At 68.4% G+C, this 17,704-nt stretch carries 13 protein-coding genes and 1 tRNA gene; 1 reads left to right on the top strand and 13 read right to left on the bottom strand.

The window, feature by feature from the left end:
* Positions 1-123 precede the first annotated feature (123 nt).
* From ASC66_RS11150 to ASC66_RS11135, 4 genes are all read right to left on the bottom strand, one after another.
* Positions 124-786, bottom strand: coding sequence for a response regulator (locus ASC66_RS11150; protein WP_055839246.1), 663 nt, complete (start codon positions 784-786; stop codon positions 124-126).
* Positions 783-1,997, bottom strand: a complete 1,215-nt coding sequence (locus ASC66_RS11145) for a sensor histidine kinase (protein WP_055839242.1) — start codon at positions 1,995-1,997, stop codon at positions 783-785. Before ASC66_RS11145 ends, ASC66_RS11150 begins: the two co-directional genes overlap by 4 nt.
* Before the next feature lie 438 nt (positions 1,998-2,435).
* Entirely contained in the window at positions 2,436-4,265 is a 1,830-nt protein-coding gene (locus ASC66_RS11140) for a glycoside hydrolase family 3 protein (protein WP_055839232.1), read from the bottom strand.
* A gap of 4 nt (positions 4,266-4,269) precedes the next feature.
* The gene (locus ASC66_RS11135) at positions 4,270-5,577 is read right to left on the bottom strand and encodes an MFS transporter (RefSeq protein ID WP_055839229.1); all 1,308 of its coding nucleotides are present in this window, start codon (positions 5,575-5,577) and stop codon (positions 4,270-4,272) included.
* A gap of 138 nt (positions 5,578-5,715) precedes the next feature.
* Between ASC66_RS11135 and ASC66_RS11130 the strand changes: the two genes are divergently transcribed.
* Positions 5,716-6,996 (top strand): TetR/AcrR family transcriptional regulator, encoded by a 1,281-nt coding sequence (locus tag ASC66_RS11130; protein ID WP_055839227.1) that lies wholly within the window; start codon positions 5,716-5,718, stop codon positions 6,994-6,996.
* A 656-nt stretch (positions 6,997-7,652) separates the two neighbouring features.
* On the opposite strand, the gene ASC66_RS11125 is transcribed toward ASC66_RS11130, so the two are convergent.
* The 9 genes from ASC66_RS11125 to dnaG all read right to left on the bottom strand — a co-directional run bounded on the left by ASC66_RS11125 (position 7,653) and on the right by dnaG (position 17,700).
* A tRNA-Asn gene (locus ASC66_RS11125) sits at positions 7,653-7,725 on the bottom strand.
* 116 nt (positions 7,726-7,841) lie between these two features.
* Positions 7,842-8,843 carry a D-isomer specific 2-hydroxyacid dehydrogenase family protein gene (locus ASC66_RS11120; RefSeq protein ID WP_235496862.1) on the bottom strand — a complete coding sequence of 334 codons (1,002 nt, stop codon included), beginning with the start codon at positions 8,841-8,843 and terminating at the stop codon, positions 7,842-7,844.
* Complete coding sequence (locus ASC66_RS11115; RefSeq protein WP_055839223.1) at positions 8,840-9,166, bottom strand: TfoX/Sxy family protein; 327 nt, start codon at positions 9,164-9,166, stop codon at positions 8,840-8,842. Before ASC66_RS11115 ends, ASC66_RS11120 begins: the two co-directional genes overlap by 4 nt.
* Positions 9,156-9,977 carry an ATP-binding cassette domain-containing protein gene (locus tag ASC66_RS11110; RefSeq protein ID WP_055839220.1) on the bottom strand — a complete coding sequence of 274 codons (822 nt, stop codon included), beginning with the start codon at positions 9,975-9,977 and terminating at the stop codon, positions 9,156-9,158. Before ASC66_RS11110 ends, ASC66_RS11115 begins: the two co-directional genes overlap by 11 nt.
* A gap of 5 nt (positions 9,978-9,982) precedes the next feature.
* On the bottom strand, positions 9,983-11,671 hold the full coding sequence (locus tag ASC66_RS11105) for a dipeptide ABC transporter ATP-binding protein (protein WP_055839217.1): 1,689 nt from the start codon (positions 11,669-11,671) through the stop codon (positions 9,983-9,985).
* Entirely contained in the window at positions 11,668-12,768 is a 1,101-nt protein-coding gene (locus ASC66_RS11100; RefSeq protein ID WP_055839214.1) for an ABC transporter permease, read from the bottom strand. The genes ASC66_RS11105 and ASC66_RS11100 overlap by 4 nt, the downstream gene beginning before the upstream one ends.
* Position 12,769: 1 nt before the next feature.
* Positions 12,770-13,858, bottom strand: coding sequence for an ABC transporter permease (locus ASC66_RS11095; RefSeq protein ID WP_055839211.1), 1,089 nt, complete (start codon positions 13,856-13,858; stop codon positions 12,770-12,772).
* A gap of 112 nt (positions 13,859-13,970) precedes the next feature.
* Entirely contained in the window at positions 13,971-15,617 is a 1,647-nt protein-coding gene (locus tag ASC66_RS11090; protein WP_055839207.1) for an ABC transporter substrate-binding protein, read from the bottom strand.
* A gap of 202 nt (positions 15,618-15,819) precedes the next feature.
* Positions 15,820-17,700 (bottom strand): DNA primase, encoded by a 1,881-nt coding sequence (gene dnaG, locus ASC66_RS11085; RefSeq protein WP_055839203.1) that lies wholly within the window; start codon positions 17,698-17,700, stop codon positions 15,820-15,822.
* Between the last annotated feature and the right edge of the window lie 4 nt (positions 17,701-17,704).

Here is a 17,704-nt window from a genome sequence, read left to right as displayed (position 1 = left end):
TCAGCCTCGCCGGATGCCGCAGCGAGCGAATCCGCCCACGGCAGACACTTCGGCTGCTCCCCCGGGAGTACGCCGGCCCCGCTCGGTACCAACCGGCCGTCCCGGTGGGCCAGGTCCAGCGGCTCAGTTCCAGCCCGCGCGCACCAGGCCGGTCTCGTACGCCGTCACGACGAGGTGAACCCGGTCGCGCGCGCCGAGCTTGCCCATCACCCGCGACACGTGGGTCTTCGCCGTCAAGGGGCTCAACACGAGCGCTTCGGCGATCTCGTCGTTGCTGAGGCCGCGCCCGACGAGCGTGAGCACCTCACGCTCCCGCTCGGTGAGCACGGAGAGCTGCTCCACGTCGGGCGCGTCCTTCAGTCCGGCCGCCATGCGCGCGAGCAGGCGTCGCGTCACACCCGGCGAGAGCAGCGCGTCCCCCGCGGCCGCGACCCGCACCGCCCGGATCAGCTCGACCGGTTCGGTGTCCTTGACGAGAAATCCGCTGGCGCCGGCCCGGATGGCCTCTGCGACGTAATCGTCGAGCTCGAACGTCGTGACCATGACGACGTGCGTGTGGGCGAGGGTGGGGTCGGCGCTGATCGCCGCGGTGGCCCAGAGGCCGTCGCCGTCCGGCATCCGGATGTCCATCAGCACGACATCGGGTCGGGTGGCGCGCACGCCATCGAGCACGGCGCGCCCGGTGCCGGCCTCGCCGACCACGCTGAGGTCGGCCTCCGACTCGAGCAGCGCCCGGAATCCTCCGCGCACGAGCGCCTGGTCGTCGGCCAGGTAGACGCTGATCACGACAGCTCCCCGCCGCGGGGCAGGCGGAGCGCGACGCGGAAGCCGCCGTCCGGCAGCCACCCGGACTCCAGCGTGCCGCCGAGAAGCACTGCGCGCTCCTGCATGCCGAGCAGTCCACGACCCTCGACGAGTTCGGTACCCGGCGGATGCGCGCCGTCGTCGGTCACCGTGACCAGGGTGCTGCCGCCGTCATCCGAGAACGCCACGGTGGCATGCTTCGCGGTGGAATGCCGGGTGATGTTGGTGAGCGCCTCCTGCACGACGCGGTAGATGGTCAGCTCGGCGAGCTGGGCGAGGCCGAGCGGGGGCTGCCCGGAGAGCGTGACGTCGACGCCGAGCGCAGAGACCGATTCGACGAGCGCGGGCAGCCGGGCGAGCTCCGGCTGGGGCATGCGCGGCGCGTCGTCGTCGGCCCCGTTGACGGTTGAGCGCAGGAAGCCGAGCACGCCGCGCACCTCCTCGAGCGCTGCCTTGCTCGTCGCCTTGATGTTGGCCAGCGCCTCCGCGGCCTTCTCCGGCTGCTCCTCGATCAGGTGCAGGCCCACGCTCGCCTGCACGTTGATCGAGGAGAGCGAGTGAGCGAGCACGTCGTGCAGCTCCCTCGCGATGCGCACCCGCTCCTTCTCGGCCTCGCTCTGCCGCCGGCGCACGGCGGCCGCGCGGTACTCGGCGAAGCGGTCACGGCGGTTGCGGGCGGCCTCCCCCACCCCGACGAGAACGCTGAGCACGAGCATCACCACGAGCGGGCGCACGATGTCGCTCGGGCGCTCGGCGACCGTGAACGCGAGTGCGACGGTGAGCAGCAGCCCGGCGCCGACGGTGCTCCACACCCACACCCGCGCGCCGCGCACGGTCGCGCCGATCACGGCGAAGGCCAGCGGGATAGCGATGGGAACGGGCACGGTGGTCAGGAAGATCACCGGAAAGGTGCAGAGCGCGACGGCCACGACACTCGGCCCCGGCCGGCGTCGCAGGCCGAGCAGGAGGACGGAGCCGAGCATGGCGGCGGCAAGGAGTGGGGCGGATGCCGACACTCCCCCGGTTCCGTCGCGAACGAGCAGCACGACGATGACGACCAGCTGAACCAGCAGCGACAGCGCGACGGGAAACCAGCGGGCCCCACGGGGCGGGGCGGACTCGGCACGGCCCCACTGCCACGGGCCGGAACCCCACGGGGCGCCCCACTGTTCGGGGCCGGCTGAGCGCATCATGAACCGATCGTAGCGACGCAGGCTGCGAGCGTCATCCGCCCCGGGGAGTGAGCTGACTACTCCCCCCGGCGTACACCGGTGCCCCCGCAGAACGGGACGGGCGCAGAAAGGGACGGGCATAGCGGCTTCCCACCGTCCCCCGCCAGGAAGTTCGAGGCTATGCCCGTCGGTCCGGGTCTTTCTATTCGGTCTGCGACTGTTCGGTCTGCGGCTATTCGGCCATGGCCGCTCAGCCTTGTGGCGGTGGCCCACCGCCAGCAATGGGGGGTTCTCGGGCGGAGGGCCACCTGATTGTGAGCGTTCCCTGCCGTCTCTTCTTCGGGTAGCGAGCAGGGATCCACTCGCCTTGAGGATTTCTCCCTCAAGGTATGCCAGCACAGTAAACAACGACCTCCCCGGGCACAATCCCATTGCGCGCGGGGAGGTCGTTGTGTTAGCTCAGACGCTCAGGCCGTGCCCGAAGCGGAACAGCGGGTCCTTGGTGTCGAACGGCACGTCTTCGCGGCTCGCCTCGACGGCGGCCATGCTCGACGGCAGATCGAATGGCAGCTTGCCCTTGGGCTCCGCCGCACCGGTGAGCACATCGAGGAGGGCACGTGCGTTCGCACCGTAGTTGGCGACAACGGCGACGGGCGCGTCGATGATCGGCGTGAGGATCGCGGGGCGGTCCAGGTGCACGTCGAGCACGGTCGGCACGGCCGCGGCAAGCTCACGAACGTGGGCGATCGCCTCGTCGGTGAAGTCGAGCGAGCCCTGGTGGAAGAAGTTCTCGAAGAACGTGTCACGCACCTCGAACGGCGCTTGGATGCGGATGACGGCGACGTCGGCCTCCGCGGGCGACGCGACGACGGTGCCGTACTCTGCGGCCACCGCGGCGTCGATGCCCTCGACGTAGAGCTTGAGGCCGCGCGCAAGCGGAAGCGCCGGGGTGCCGGCATCCGATGCCGTGGCGTTCTGAAGTGTATTCGTGAGCACCGTGATGGAGGCGCGCTGGGCGGCCTCACCTGCGGCACGGAACTCGGCGGATCCGACAACGCGGCCGGCCTTCTCCACATCGACGAGCGGCGCGTCGAAGAGGCCGAGCACGAACTTCTCGCGCAGCAGGCGACGGGCGGACTCGTCGAGGCGTGCCTCGCTGACGTCACCGCTCTGCACGAGCTCGATCAGCATCTCCGGGATGGCCTCGCCGCCGAACTGGTCGACGCCGGCCTCGATGATCTTGATCATGCGCTCGCGCGGGGTCAGGTCTTCCACGCCCCAGGCACGGGCCGGGAATGGCTGGCCCATGATCTCGGAGTCGGAGATCAGGCCCCAGTCGGTACAGACGATGCCGTCGAAGCCGAAGCGCTCGCGCAGCAGACCGGTGATCACGCTCTTGTTGAAGCCGAAGCCGACCTCCTCGTGCGGGGTGCCGACCGGCATGCCGTAGTACGGCATGATCTGGCTGGTGCCGGCCTCGAAGGCCGCCTCGAAGGGCTTCAGGTGCAGCTCGAACTGGTCTCCGGGGTAGACCTGCTCGCGGCCGTAGGCGAAGTGCGCGTCTTCGCCGTTCATCTGCGGCCCGCCGCCAGGGAAGTGCTTGGTCATGGTGGCGACGGAGTCACTGCCGAGGCTCTCGCCCTGGAATCCGCGGATGTACGCGGCACCGAGTGCGCCGGTCAGCTCGGGGTCCTCACCGAAGGTGGCGACCTGACGGCCCCAGCGCGGCTCGGTGGCGAGGTCGATCTGCGGGTGCAGGGCGAGGCGGATTCCGACGGCCAGGTACTCCCGACGCGCGATGTCCCCGAACCGCTCGACGACGTCCTCATCGCGGATGGCGGCGAGGCCGATCGACTCGGGCCAGGAGGAGAACGGCCCGGCCATCATGCCCGCGAGCGGGTTGTCGCTGAAGGAGTGACGGGGGTCGGTCGAGATCGTCACGGGGATGCCGAGGCGGGTGGTGGCCGCGAGCTGCTGAAGCGCGTTGTGCCACGTCGCCATGAGCTCGGCGGTCGGGGCGGACCCCATCACGTTGAAGTGGTTCATGCCCTTGTCGATCACGAACACCTCGTTGGCCGGGAGGCCGAAGCTCGGGTCGCCCTGTGAGAGCTCGCCGTCCTCCGTCATGGTGATCATGGTCTGGAAGAAGAGTCCGGCCTTCTCCTCGAGCGTCATCTGAGCGAGCAGATTCTCGACGCGCTCATCGGTCGGGAGGGTCGCGTCGCGGTACGTCGGGTCGACGGGAGCGGTTGCCACGGCATCCGAGGTCGTGTTGGTGATGTCGGTCATGGCGTTACTTGACTCCCTTGATTCGGTACACGAGGATTGCGCCGGCCAGTGCGACCACGGCGCCGAAGAGGTAATAGGTGGTGTAGCCGCCGAGCGCCGTGGTGGCGCCGAAGGCGATGATGGCCGGGGCGATCGCCGGGGCGATCGACTGGGGCAGCGCGTTGGCCATGTTCAGAACGCCGAGGTCCTTGGCGGTGTCGTTCTGGTTCGGCAGCACCTGGGTGGCCAGCGCCGTGTCGACCGACATGAAGGAGCCGGCGCCGAAGCCGATGATCGTCTGGGCGACGATGACCATCTCGATGCTCGGGGCGAACGCCAACACGACCAGGCCGATCGCCATGATGCCGCCGGCGACGGCGACGAAGGGACGCCGCACGCCGAACTTGTCGGAGAGGATGCCGCCGATCGGGCCGGACACCGCCATGGCGAGCATCGAGGCCAGGTTGGACATGAGGATGATGCCGATGGCCTCCTGCTCGCCGAGCGCGAACTGCTGGGTGAGGTAGAAGGGCAGGAAGGTGGCGATGCCGGCGTAGCCGAACATGACGAGGAACTTGGTGAGCCAGGTCCAGCCGAAGTCCTTGTGCTTGACCGGGTTGAAGACGAAGGAGCCGAAGAACTCCTTGACGCCGTAGCGCTCGGCCGGCTTCTCGGTGAGGACGCGGTCCTTGAGGGTGAACACGAAGACACTGACGAGCACGAGTGCGATCACGCCGGGGACGACGAACCGGGCGAAGTCGTCGGCGAGGAAGTTCACGAGGAAGCTGCCGCCGAGGATGCCGAGGGGCGTGGTGAGTCCGATGATGCCGGAAACCTTGCCGCGGGCGGCGACCGGAACCTGGTCGGGAACGGTCGCAGTGGATGCCGCGAGGAGGCCGTTCAACGCCGCCTGCACGATGCACCAGCCGAGCAGCACCATCCAGGTGCTGGTTGCCGCACCGATCAGAGCGAAGGCGGCGAGGCCGACGATGGCACCGCCGAGCATCCAGGGCCGGCGCATTCCGAAGCGGGACACGGTGCGGTCGGAGAGTCGGCCGACGAGCGGGTTGCAGAGCAGGGCGAAGAGCGCGCCGACACCCATGATCATGCCGAGCGAGGCCGTTGCCTCCTCCGCCGAGGAGGAGATGTGCTGCACCTTGAACGCGAGCGACACCATGACGGGCGTCAGCAGGGCCAGGTAGACACCGAAGTTGGCGGATGCGAGACCCAGAATGTAGCCGCGCGGTGCGCGAGCCTTCTGTGCTCCGGGGAACTCTGCAGTGATTCCACTGCCCGTGCTGGTCGCTTCTGCGGCCACCGACGACTCTGTCATGGTGTTCCTTTCACTGAACGCGAGCCTCCATCGGCCCGCGGACGAGCATACATGAAACCAGACCGGGTGGTAACTGAATGTCGTCCGCTTGGTAACGGCCATGTGGGAGGATGGCTTCAGCACGTCTGAGGGGGACGCATGAACGACGCAATCGCCACGAGAATTCCATCGCTCGCTGGGGCACCGGCATCCGCCCGCTCCCTCGCGGCCGCTCGCACGCGCGCCGCGATTCTCGCCGCGGCGACCGAACTCTTCATCGAGCGCGGCTTCGGTGCCGTCTCGGTGCGCGACATCGCCGCGCAGGCCGGGCTCTCCCACCCCGGCGTGCTCCGCCACTTCGCGACCAAGGACGACATCCTCTCCGCGGTCGTCGACGGGCTGTCGGAGCAGAGCCTGCAGCTGCTCGGCGACCGCGCATACACGCTCGACATCGTCGGCGAGCTGGCCCGGCTGAACGGGCAGATTCCCGGGTACATCGCGCTCTTCGCGACGCTGGCCGGTGAGGCCACCAGCGTCGCCCACCCGGCCCACGATCGTTTCCGTGAGCGGCACGAGAGCCTCCGAACGATGTCGGCGGAACTCTTCCACGACGCCGTGGATTCCGGCTCGATCCCCCGCGACTCCGACCTCGTGTCGGAGTCGGTCCGGCTCACCGCGGCCTGGGACGGCCTCCAGCTGATCTCGTTGTATCTCCCGAAGCGCTGCGACGTGCCGGCGATGCTCGAGACGCACATCAGTCGGCTCCACGGCATCGACACACCGCATCATTTGCAGGGGCAGAGCGCAGGCGACGCCATCGACTTTGAGAAGCCGTGGGTGCTCGACCTCGGCTACGCCCCCGGCAGGGAGCGGCGCGCACGCATCGTCGAGGAGGCATCGAAGCTCTTCGCCAGCCGCGGCTTCCACGCCACGAGCCTCCGTGAAATCGCCGAGTGCGTCGGCATCGGCAAGTCGACGTTGTTGCACCACTTCTCGACCAAGGACGATCTGCTCGCCGCCGTCATCGCCCACCGCGATGCGGCCCTCCAGTACCGGGCCGTGCCGACTCGCGAGGGGCAGGGCCCGCTGGCGACGCTGCTCGCGTTGCCCGACGCCGCCCGCCACGACACCGGGCGCATGCCCGGCCTGATCGAGCTGTACGCGGTGCTCTCGGCGGAGGCCGCCGCTCCGGCGCATCCGGCGCACGACTACTTCGAGCGCCGCTTCGAGAGCGTCATCGGCACCTTCGCCGAGCTCTTCGCGCGTTCGGCGGCATCCGGGCATCTGCGCGCAGACCTCGACCCCGAGTTCGAGGCCGTCTGGCTTACTGCGCTCTGGGACGGGCTGCAGTTGCAGTGGCTCTACGATCCGGAGAGCGTCAGCGTCGGCGACGAGCTCGAGAAGCACCTCAAGCAGCTGTTGGTCTCGACCGACGACTAGTAGCCGTCATTCGCGAACAAGTGATCGCAGGTGAACTCGGCTTCGGGGGCGGCCTCGTTCCTCGGCTGCTCCCTCGAGCCAGCGTGAGCTTCCGCGAGCCAGCGCGAGTCTCCACGAGCCAGCGTGAGCTTCCGCGAGCCAGCGTGAGTCTCCACGAGCCCGCGTGAGTCTCCACGAGCCCGCGTGCGGCTGCCCCTTCCACGCCGGCTGAGGGAGCGCCAGCGACCGAAGCCCTGAGCGGCCCCGCGCACACGCCCGCCCCTCCGCCCGGGCACCTCGCGCGGATGCGGATTGCGCCAGTCACCGCGATACGCCGCACAAACCACTGGCGCAAAGCGCCGTTGGCGGTGCAAAGCGCCGTTGGCGGCGCACACCGCGTTCGAGGCGGCGTTATCGCGGGGGAACTTGGCTTCGGGGGCGGCCTCGTTCCTCGGCTGCTCCCTCGAGCCAGCGTGAGTTTCAGCGAGCTGCACGGTTTCGACAGGCTCAACCTGCGGGAGAACGCACGCTGGCTCGAGCGAGCGGCGCCGCGACGAAGGAGCAGCGACGCACGCGAAGCCCTGAGCGGCTCCGCTGAACCGGCGCGCCAGCGAGCCAAACGCCACCGTTCGGGCACAAAAAAGGCCACCAGGGGTGGAGCCCTTGGTGGCCTTTCGCTCCCCGAGTTGGACTCGAACCAACAACCTGCCGGTTAACAGCCGGCTGCTCTGCCAATTGAGCTATCGAGGATTACTGTGTTTCACATGCCGCGGTGTTGATCGCTGCGTTGCTACTTTAGCAAAGGTTTGAGATCTACCAAATTCGCTGCACCCGGGCGCGTCGGATTTGCGACGCCGGACCCACTCTCAGTAGCCGCGTGCGGGGTCGACGACCCCGACAAAGCGCGCGTCGCCCAGAAAAGCGCGGGTGTTGACGCTGATCCGCTCGGCGAGCAGAGGCGCCGTCATCGTCGGCGTGTCGGCCATGTGGGGCGTGATGATCACGTTCGGGGCGACCCAGAGCGGATGCCCGTCCGGCAATGGTTCCGGAACGGTGACGTCGACGGCCGCCCCCGCGATCGTTCCGACGGCGAGTGCGTGCACCAGATCGTCGGTGTTGACGAGGCCACCACGCGCCACGTTCACGAGGTATGCCGTTGATGGCATGAGTTGGAACTCCGGGGCGGCGATGAGATCTCTCGTGCCGTCGGTGAGCGCTGCCGCGACGATCACGAGATCGGCCTCCGGCAGCACATCGTGCAGACGATCACTCGTCACGGTGCGGGCCGCCCCCGGCACCGGGGTGTCGCTCCGTCGCACGACGGTGATCTCGGCGCGGAAGGCCGCGAGCAGGCGCATGAGTTCGAGCGCGATGCCGCCGGCCCCGATGATCACCACGCGCAGGCCGTACAGCGAGACGCCGTCCGGGGCCGCGTTCCACGACTGCGCGCGAATGCGGCGGGGCAGGAAGCGCAGCAGCGCGAGGCTGAGCGCCAGCGCGTGTTCGGCGACCGGTTGAGCGAATGCGCCTTTCGCGCTGGTCCAGAGCGGCCCGCCGTGTGCTGTGCCGCGCATCAGCTCGGCGAAGGCGTCGACGCCGGCCCAGGGCAGCTGCACCCACTCGATCTGCGGGTGTGCGGCGAGCACGTCGGACAGCTCTGCAGCACGCTGGTAGTCGAGCCAGACGACCCCACGGGTCTCGGCGGAGAGCGGCGCGACCGTTCCCCCGCCCGCCTCGACGGCGGCGACGAACACGTCGCGCGGTTCAGGCAGCACGGCGATGGGGCCGGGCGTCGGGCGTTCGCCGGCCGGCAGCGCCGTCGGCGCCTCGGCGAGAACGGCCTGGTGCCTGGGCGTGCCGGCGCTCACCGGCGCGGCTTCTTCGGCTTCGGCGCCGGCAGGGCGTCCGCGGTCGCCTGCACGGCCTCCATCAGCCACTCCCGATCCTCCAGCGCCTCCCCCGGCACCCGGTGGTAGAGCTTGGCGCCCGGGTATGGCGGCGCCGGCTCCGTGCGGGCGAAGAGCTCGGCGGCGGCATCCGATGGCTTGATGAAGAGCGTGTCGTCGCAGATGAGCCCGACGACCTTCTCGTCGCAGTAGATGCCGTACTCGCCGAACATCTTCGCGGTGCGGACGAGGAGCCCGGACAGCTGGTCTTCGATGAACTCGACCGTTTCCGCTCTAGTGGCCATCGGAGAGGCTCTCCGCAAGCTGCGCGACGTAGGGGTGGCTGGGGTCGGCGAAGACCTCGTCGATCGTGCCGAGCCCGACGAGCACGCCCTGTTGGAGCACGGCGATGCGATCGGCAACAGCCCGCAGGACGGTGATGTCGTGACTGATGACGAGTGCGGAGAATGCGCGCTCCCGCTGCAGTTCGGCGAAGAGCTCGCTGATGGCGCCGCGCACGGTCACGTCGACGCCGGCGGTGGGTTCGTCGGCGATGAGCAGAGCCGGTTCCAGCACGAGGGCGCAGGCGAGGGCGACGCGCTGCCGTTGGCCACTGCTGAGCTCGTAGGGGTAGCGGCTGAGGATGCTGAGCGGCAACCGCACGGCGTCGATCATCGTCACGACGATGCCCTCGAGCTCCCTGCGGTCGAAGTGCTTGTCGCGCACCAGGATCGGTTCGGCAACGAGTTCGGCGACGGTCGACGTCGATTCCAGCGTCGAACCGGCATCCTGGGCCAGGAAGCCGACGTCAAAGCTCAACTTGGCAGCCTTGCGCCGGCTGAGGCCGCGCAGCGGCACACCGAAGATCATCGCCTCACCGCCGGTGATGACCGGGCTGACCTCCCCCGTCGGTTCGACGAACGCCGCAGACAGCACGCGGGCGATGGTGCTCTTGCCCGAACCGCTCTCGCCGAGCAGGCCCAGCACCTCCCCCGGAGCGACGCGCAGGTTGAGCCCGTGCACGGCGACGTGGGCAGGGCTCGGGCCGTGCGGCGGGTATTCAATGGTGAGGTCGCTCGTCGAGATCGGAAATCCGTGAGCAGCAGTGCCTGACATGACTCCTAGTCTGCCGCAATCAGGCGTGCCAGTGCGGTGCGTCGCGCGGCTTGCTCCTCCGGGTTGGGAACGGGCAGCGAGGCGAGCAGGCGTTGCGTGTACGGATGTTGCGGGGCTCCGAGCACCTCGAGACCGGTTCCCTCCTCGACGAGCTTGCCCTTGTAGAGCACCGCGATGCGGTCCGCGACGATGTCGACAACCGCCAGGTCGTGGCTGATGAAGAGCGACGCGAAGCCGAATTCGCGTTGCAGTTCCGCGAACAGCTCGAGCACGCGCGCCTGCACCGAGACGTCGAGGGCGGATGTCGGCTCGTCGGCGATCAGCAGCGTCGGCTTGAGCGCCAGGGCGCGGGCCAGGCTGGCCCGCTGGCGCTGCCCGCCGGAGAGCTCGTGCGGGAAGCGATCGCCGTAGGAGCCCGGCAGCTGCACGGCCTCCAACAGCTCGTTCACGCGGGCCCTGGCGTCGGCCGGGTGGTCGGCGTAGCCGTGGATGACGAGGGGTTCCGCCACACAGTCCGCGATGCTCAGCAGCGGGTTGAAGCTGGATGCCGGGTCCTGGAACACGAATCCGATGTCGCTGCGCACCGGCTTGAACTGGCGCTCCTTGATGCCGCGCATCTCGTAGCCGAGCACCGAGAGCGAGCCGCCGGTCACCTTGGTGAGGCCGGCCATGGCCCGCCCGATCGTCGTCTTGCCTGAGCCGCTCTCCCCCACGAGGCCGAGCACCTCCCCGGCCTTGATCTGCAGGCTCACGCCGTCGACGGCGACGAAACCCTTCTGCCCCAGGCGCCCCGGGTACTCGATCCGGAGATCGGTCGCGAGCACGACGGGCTTCTGCTCCACCCACTCCGCCGGCCGCGCCTCGGCCCGCGCGGCCGCGTGCAGCGTTCCCTCACCGATGTGCGGCACGGCGGCGAGCAGCTTCTTCGTGTAGGCGTCCTGCGGGTTGCTGAACAGGGTGCTGACCTCGGCCTCCTCGACGACCTTGCCCTGGTACATCACGGCGACGCGGTCGGCGAGGTCGGCGACCACGCCCATGTTGTGGGTGATCAGCACGATGGCGGTGCCGAAGTCGTCGCGGCAGCGCCGCAACAGGTCGAGGATCTCGGCCTGCACCGTCACGTCGAGCGCCGTCGTTGGCTCGTCGGCGACGATCAGACCCGGGTCCAGGACGAGGGCCATCGCGATCACGACGCGCTGCTTCTGGCCGCCGGAGAACTGGTGCGGGTAGTAGTCGACCCGCTTCGTCGGATCGGGGATGCCGACGCGGCCGAGGATCTCGATCGCCTTCGCCCGCGCCTCGCGTTTGCTGTACGCGCCGTGTGCGCGCAGCCCTTCCGCGATCTGCCAGCCCACCGTGAACACGGGGTTCAGCGCGGTCGATGGCTCCTGGAACACCATGGAGACGTCGCGCCCGCGCACCGCGCGCAACTGCGTCTTGCTGAGCGCGATCACGTTGCTCTCCGAGCTGCCGTCACGGCTGCTCAGCACGACGGCGCCGTTGGCGGTCGCGGTCTCCGGCAGCAGGCCGAGGATCGTCTTCGCCGTGACGGTCTTGCCGCTGCCGGACTCTCCGACGATGGCGAGCACCTCGCCGCGGGAGACGCTGAGGCTGACATCGTCGACCGCCTTGACGGGGCCGGCATCCGTGGCGAATGACACCCCGAGGTTCTCGATTCTCACGACGCTGCTCATGGCTTGACCCCGAATCCCTGCCCATTGTCGGCGACAAGCGGTGCCGCACCGTTCTCCAGTCCGGCCAGGCCGCCCGGCCCGGCCGTGAGGCTGCCGCCGGGGACGACCGAGGTCTCCGACACGGTGCCGGAGGACTGCGCGACGGAACGGCGGCCGCGGAGGCGCGGGTCGGCCAGGTCGTTGAGGCTCTCGCCGACGAGCATTAGGCCGAGCACGACGAACACGATGGCGAGACCGGGGTACAGGCCGGTCCACCAGATCCCGTTCGTGACATCGCCGAGCGCCTTCGAGAGGTCATAGCCCCACTCCGCCGCGGCGGTGGGCTCGATGCCGAAGCCGAGGAAACCGAGGGCAGCCAGGGTCAGGATCGCCTCGGTGGCGTTCAGCGTGACGATGAGCGGGAGGGAGCGGGTGGCGTTCCGCAGCACGTGCCGGAACATGATCCGCGAGTTGCTGGCGCCGAGCACGATCGCCGACTCAACGTAGGCCTCCGACTTGATGCGCACGGTCTCGGCACGGATGACGCGGTAGTACTGCGGGATGAACACGACCATGATCGAGATCGACGCGGCCAGGATGCCGCCCCACAGGCTCGACTCGCCGCCGCTGATCACGATCGCCACGACGATCGCCAGCAGCACGGACGGGAAGGCGTAGATCGCGTCGGCGATGACCACGAGCACCCGGTCGAGCCAGCCGCCGAAGTAGCCGGAGACGAGGCCGAGCAGCACCCCGATGAAGATCGAGAACAGCACGGCGGCGATGATGACGAGCAGCGCAGTCTGGGTGCCCCAGATCACACGGGAGAGCACGTCGTAGCCGCCGACCGTCGTGCCCCACGGGTGGGCGGATGACGGCGGCTGCTGCGCGCCGAAGCGCACACCGTCCTCGCTCAACTGGGCGAAGCCGTAGGGGGCGATGAACGGGGCGAAGATCGCGAACACGATGAACACGCCGCAGATCACGAGGCCCGTCACGAGCATGCCGCGCTGGAGGCCGACGCTCTGCCGGAGCTGGTGCACGACCGGGAGCCGGCCCCACAGGCTGCGCTTCGGCCGCGCGGTGGGCGCCGCCACCGGAGTCGTCTGGGTGCTCATCTCAGTACCTCACCCTCGGGTCGATGACGGCGGCTATGACGTCGACGATGAAGTTCGTCAGCGCCACGATGATGGCGAGGAGTACGACGATGCCCTGCACGGCGACGAAGTCTCGTGCACGCAGGAACTCGGTGAGGATGAAGCCGAGCCCCTTCCACTCGAACGTCGTCTCGGTCAGCACGGCGCCGCCGAGCACGATCGCGACCTGGAGCCCGATGACGGTGATGATCGGGATGAGGGCGGGGCGGTAGGCGTGTGTGCGCACGAGGCGGTACTCGCTCACGCCGCGGGAGCGCGCGGCATCCACGTACTCCGTCGAGAAGGTGCCGATCACGTTGGTGCGCACCAGGCGCAGGAAGATGCTGGCCGTGGCCAGACCGAGGACGAGTGCAGGGAGCACGGCGTGCTGGAGCACGTCCGAGAGCACGGCCGGGTCGCCGGTCATGATCGCGTCGATCGTGTACAGGCCGGTCGGGTTGGGCAGCAGCTGCATCTGCAGCTCCGCGCCGGTCGACGCCCGGCCGGAGACGGGAAGCCACCCCAGCCAGACAGAGAAGACGAGCTTCAGCATGATGCCGGCGAAGAAGACCGGGGTCGCATAGGCGAGCACGGCGAAGACGCGGAACGTGGCATCCGGTGCCTTGTCGCGGTGGTACGCGGCCAGCAGGCCGAGCGGGATGCCGACGGCGAAGGCGACGAGCATGCCGTAGAAGGCCAACTCGAGCGAGGCGGGGCCGTAGGTCGTGAGGACTTCGACGACCGGTCGGTTCGTGCTGATCGTCGTGCCGAGGTCGCCCGTGAAGATCTGACCGAGGTACTCCAGGTACTGCACGATGATCGGCCGGTCGTAGCCGGCCTCGTGGATGAGCGCGGCCAGTTGATCGGGGCTCAGCCGCCCGCCCTGGGAGGCGGTGATCGGATCGCCGGTGACGCGCATGATGATGAACACCAAGGTCACCAGGATGAAGATCGTCGGGATGATCAGGAGAAAACGGATGAAGAGATAACGCCCGAGCGCGCCACCGGGAAAGGTGAATGTGCGCGCTGTCGCCCCGGGATCCGGAGCCGGCGTCGTTGCCAGTGTGGTCATTCCTGCCTCACGCTTGTGACGAGCCTCGTCTGAGACAAGGCTGGGGGTGGCCGGCTTGCGCCGGCCACCCCCGGGAATCAATCTAGGAAAACCCTAGACCTCGATCGTTCGATTACTCCTTTGACAGCGCCGCGTAGCGGAACTTGAAGGAGGCGTCGAGCGTCTCCTCCGCGCCGCTGATGTCGGTACCGACGACGGCGACCTGCGCACCCTGGAGGTAGGGAACGGTGGACAGATCGGCCGCGACGAGGTCCTGGATCTCCTCGATCAGCGTCGTACGAGCCTCGATGTCCGGCGTGACGGCCTGCTCGAGGATCTTGTCGTTGACAACGGGGTTGTCGTAGTGGTTGGCGAGGAAGTTCTCCGTGAGGAAGAACGGCGTCAGGTAGTTGTCGGCGTCAGAGTAATCCGGGAACCAGCCGAGCTGGTACGCGGGGAACTTGTCTGCGACACGGTCCTTGGAGTACTGCACCCATTCCGTGCTCTGCAGGCTGACCTCGAACAGACCGGTCGAGTCGAGCTGGTCCTTGATCAGCGCGTACTCGTCACCGGATGACGGCCCGTAACGCTCGCTGACGTACTGCAGGTTCAGCTGCACCGGCACCGAGACGCCGGCGGCTTCGAGCGTCGCCTTCGCCTTGTCGACATCCGGTCCGCCGCTGCCGTCGCCGTACATCTCGAGCAGGGACTCCGTCGCGCCGCTCAGACCGGCCGGAACGTAAGAGTACAGCGGGGTGAACGTTCCCTTGTAGACCTGCTCAGAGATCGCGTCGCGGTCGATGAGGTCGGCGACGGCCTGGCGCACGGCGAGGGCCTTGGCCGGGTCGGCCTCTGCCGTCGTCGCACCGTACGGCTGCGTGTTGAAGTTGAACACGATGTAACGGATCTCGCCGCCGGGACCGTCGACGACCTGAACGTTGTCGTTGCCGCGCAGGTCTTCGATGTCGGTGGCCGAGAGCGTGCGGTGTGCCACGTCGATGTTGCCCTCCTGCACATCGAGCTTGAGGTTGGCCGCTTCGACGTAGTACTTGACGTTGACGGTGTCGGTCTTCGGAGCCCCGAGGAGGCCCTGGTAGTCCTTGTTCGCCTTGTACTGGATCAGGTTGTTGAAGTCGTAGCTTGCGATCGTGTACTGCCCGGCGAATGCGTTGCCGTCGACGATCTCGTCGTCGCTGGTGAGCGCATCGGCGGCGAAGACGTCTTCATCCACGATCGGTCCGACCGGGCTGGAGAGGATCTGCGGGAAGATCTGGTCGTTCGCGGCCTTGAGGTTGAACACGACGGTGGTGTCGTCGACGGCGTCGGTCGTGTCGAGGTTGTAGAGCAGCGACGACGGGCCGTTCTCATCGGCGATCGCCAGCTGGCGGTCGAAGGTGAACTTCACGTCCGATGCGGTCAGGTCGTTGCCGTTGGCGAACTTGAGGCCCGGCTTCAGCTTGACCGTGTACTCGGTCGGAGCGGTGAACTCGGCCGACTCTGCGATATCCGGCTTGACGTCGGGGCTGCCGTACGGGGAGTTCAGCAGGAAGGGATAGACCTGGTTCATCACGGCGAACGAGCCGTTGTCGTACGAACCGGCCGGGTCGAGCGCCGTGATCTGCTCCGTGGTGCCGATCGTGATGGTGCCGCCGGAGCCGGCGTCATCCGTGCTGCCACCGCCCCCGCCGCCGGCAGAACAGCCGACGAGAATGAGTGCGGTCGCTGAGCTCAATGCTGCTGCAGCGAGGACGCGTTTGCCCTTCGTGGATGCGGATGTCATAACCCTCTCCTCTTTCCTGGTGCGGAATGATCTGCACAGCACAGCGGATGACGCTGCGACGATGCAGTGTGCTGCACAAGATTTAGCACAGGAAGAGGGCCGGGCGGCGGGTGTGCGGGAATTCTTTACCGAGCCGAAACATGCGCGCGCAGGCATATGCGTTTGGACGCACGAATCTCTCGTGAATGTGGCCCAGAAGCAGTTATTCGGCGCGCAGGGCATTGCGCTCGGCGTCGATCGCCATCAGCGCACGCTGCAGCGTGACCGAGGTCTCGCGGTCGGCCGGATCGTGGCGCTGCAGTCGGCCGAGCAGCTCGGCCTTGTGTCGAAGCAGGTCGCGGTCGATGAGCGCCGTCACAATGCCGCGCACGTACACCGTGAGTTCTCGCTCGCTGCGCTCGGGGATCGGGGCGACGAGCAGCTGCTGCGCCAGCGGAACGACCGACTCCGGAAGCTCGCTCAGCACGGCGCCGGCCCAGGCCGACGTGTCCAGGTCCTGGGTGGCATCGAAGCGCACCAGGGCGGCGGCCATGGCGTCGCAGACGATCCCGAGCGACGGGTTCGTCATGCCGCTCTGGGTGGCCCTGCCGAGCAGGGCGTGGCCGGCGAGCCCTGGGTGCTGGAGCATGGCCATGAGCGCGTCTCGCTCGAGGCGGGTGGCCGGGTCGCCGGGCAGGTCGGTGATCGAGTAGGGCCGGGCATCCACCGCTTCCGCGGCGGGGGCGGCCTCGGAGCTGCGTGTCGGTGCGGCGTTCTCACGCTGGGCACGGCCGCCCGCGGCCGAGACGGCGCGCGTGACCTCGTGCAGCTCCATGCCGAGCAGGCGGGCCAGCTCGCGGGTGTAGCCGGGGCGGATCGAGGGGTCGCGGATGTCGGCGACGATCGGCGCCCCGGCGCGCAGGGCCCCGACGCGACCCTCTACGGTGTCGAGGTTGAACTGGGAGAGCAGCTGCTTGATCATGAACTCGAACATCGGCTTCTTGCCGTCGACGAGAGTGCGCACGGCCGCGTCGCCGCGCTGGAGGCGCAGGTCGCAGGGGTCGAGTCCGTCGGGTGCGACGGCAACATAGGTCTGCGCGGAGAAGCGCTGCTCCTCGCTGAAGGCGCGCATCGCGGCCTTCTGGCCCGCGGCATCCGGGTCGAAAGTGAAGATGACCTCGCCGACGCCGGCGGCATCGCCGAGCACACGGCGCAGCACCTTGATGTGGTCGACGCCGAATGCCGTGCCACAGGTGGCGACGGCGGTGGTGACGCCGGCCATGTGGCAGGCCATCACATCGGTGTAGCCCTCGACGACGACGACCTGGCGGCTGCGGGAGATGTCGCGCTTGGCGAGGTCGAGCCCGTAGAGCACCTGGCTCTTGTGGTAGATCGGCGTCTCGGGGGTGTTGAGGTACTTGGGGCCCTTGTCGTCATCGAGCAGCTTGCGCGCGCCGAAGCCGACGGTCTGCCCGGTGATGTCGCGGATCGGCCAGACCAGGCGGCCGCGGAAGCGGTCGTAGACGCCGCGGTCGCCGGAGGAGACGAGGCCGGCCGTGCTGATCTCCTCGGTGCTGAAGCCGCGGCCGCGCAGGTGGTTCGTCAGTTCGTCCCAGCTCTTGGGCGCGAAGCCGACGCCGAACTTCTCGGCCGCGAGGGCGTCGAAACCGCGTTCACCGAGGAAGCGCCTGCCCGGGTCGGCGCCGGGGGTGCCGAGTTGTTCGGTGAAGAAATCGGATGCCGCCTGGTTGGCGGCCAGCAGACGGGCGCGGTTGCCGTGATCGGTCGCCGCTCCCCCGTCTTCGTAGTGCAGTTCAAGGGCGACACGGGCGGCGAGGCGTTCGACGGCCTCCGCGAAGGTGACGTGGTCCATCTTCTGCACGAAGGAGTAGACATCGCCCGATTCGCCGCAGCCGAAGCAGTGGTAGAAACCGACCTGCGGGCGCACGTGGAAGCTGGGGCTGCGCTCGTCGTGGAAGGGGCAGAGGCCCTTCATCGAGCCGACGCCGGCCGACTTCAGCGTGACGTACTCACCGACGATGTCGGCGATGTTCGTGCGTGACTTGACCTCTTCAACGTCTGCTTGTCGAATTCGTCCGGCCATTGTT

The sequence above is a fragment of the Leifsonia sp. Root4 genome (assembly GCF_001425085.1).
Lineage (GTDB): Bacteria > Actinomycetota > Actinomycetes > Actinomycetales > Microbacteriaceae > Microterricola.
Note: the sequence above shows the minus strand (reverse complement) of the source record. Positions and strands in the feature narration are given on the sequence as shown.

Bases quoted from the DNA above. Each gene is read 5' to 3' on its own strand.
- ASC66_RS11145 (WP_055839242.1), bottom strand. From the start codon at position 1,997: ATGATGCGCTCAGCCGGCCCCGAACAGTGGGGCGCCCCGTGGGGTTCC.
- ASC66_RS11140 (WP_055839232.1), bottom strand. From the start codon at position 4,265: ATGACCGACATCACCAACACGACCTCGGATGCCGTGGCAACCGCTCCC.
- ASC66_RS11135 (WP_055839229.1), bottom strand. From the start codon at position 5,577: ATGACAGAGTCGTCGGTGGCCGCAGAAGCGACCAGCACGGGCAGTGGA.
- ASC66_RS11130 (WP_055839227.1), top strand. From the start codon at position 5,716: ATGAACGACGCAATCGCCACGAGAATTCCATCGCTCGCTGGGGCACCG.
- ASC66_RS11115 (WP_055839223.1), bottom strand. From the start codon at position 9,166: ATGGCCACTAGAGCGGAAACGGTCGAGTTCATCGAAGACCAGCTGTCC.
- ASC66_RS11110 (WP_055839220.1), bottom strand. From the start codon at position 9,977: ATGTCAGGCACTGCTGCTCACGGATTTCCGATCTCGACGAGCGACCTC.
- ASC66_RS11105 (WP_055839217.1), bottom strand. From the start codon at position 11,671: ATGAGCAGCGTCGTGAGAATCGAGAACCTCGGGGTGTCATTCGCCACG.
- ASC66_RS11100 (WP_055839214.1), bottom strand. From the start codon at position 12,768: ATGAGCACCCAGACGACTCCGGTGGCGGCGCCCACCGCGCGGCCGAAG.
- ASC66_RS11095 (WP_055839211.1), bottom strand. From the start codon at position 13,858: ATGACCACACTGGCAACGACGCCGGCTCCGGATCCCGGGGCGACAGCG.
- ASC66_RS11090 (WP_055839207.1), bottom strand. From the start codon at position 15,617: ATGACATCCGCATCCACGAAGGGCAAACGCGTCCTCGCTGCAGCAGCA.
- dnaG (WP_055839203.1), bottom strand. From the start codon at position 17,700: ATGGCCGGACGAATTCGACAAGCAGACGTTGAAGAGGTCAAGTCACGC.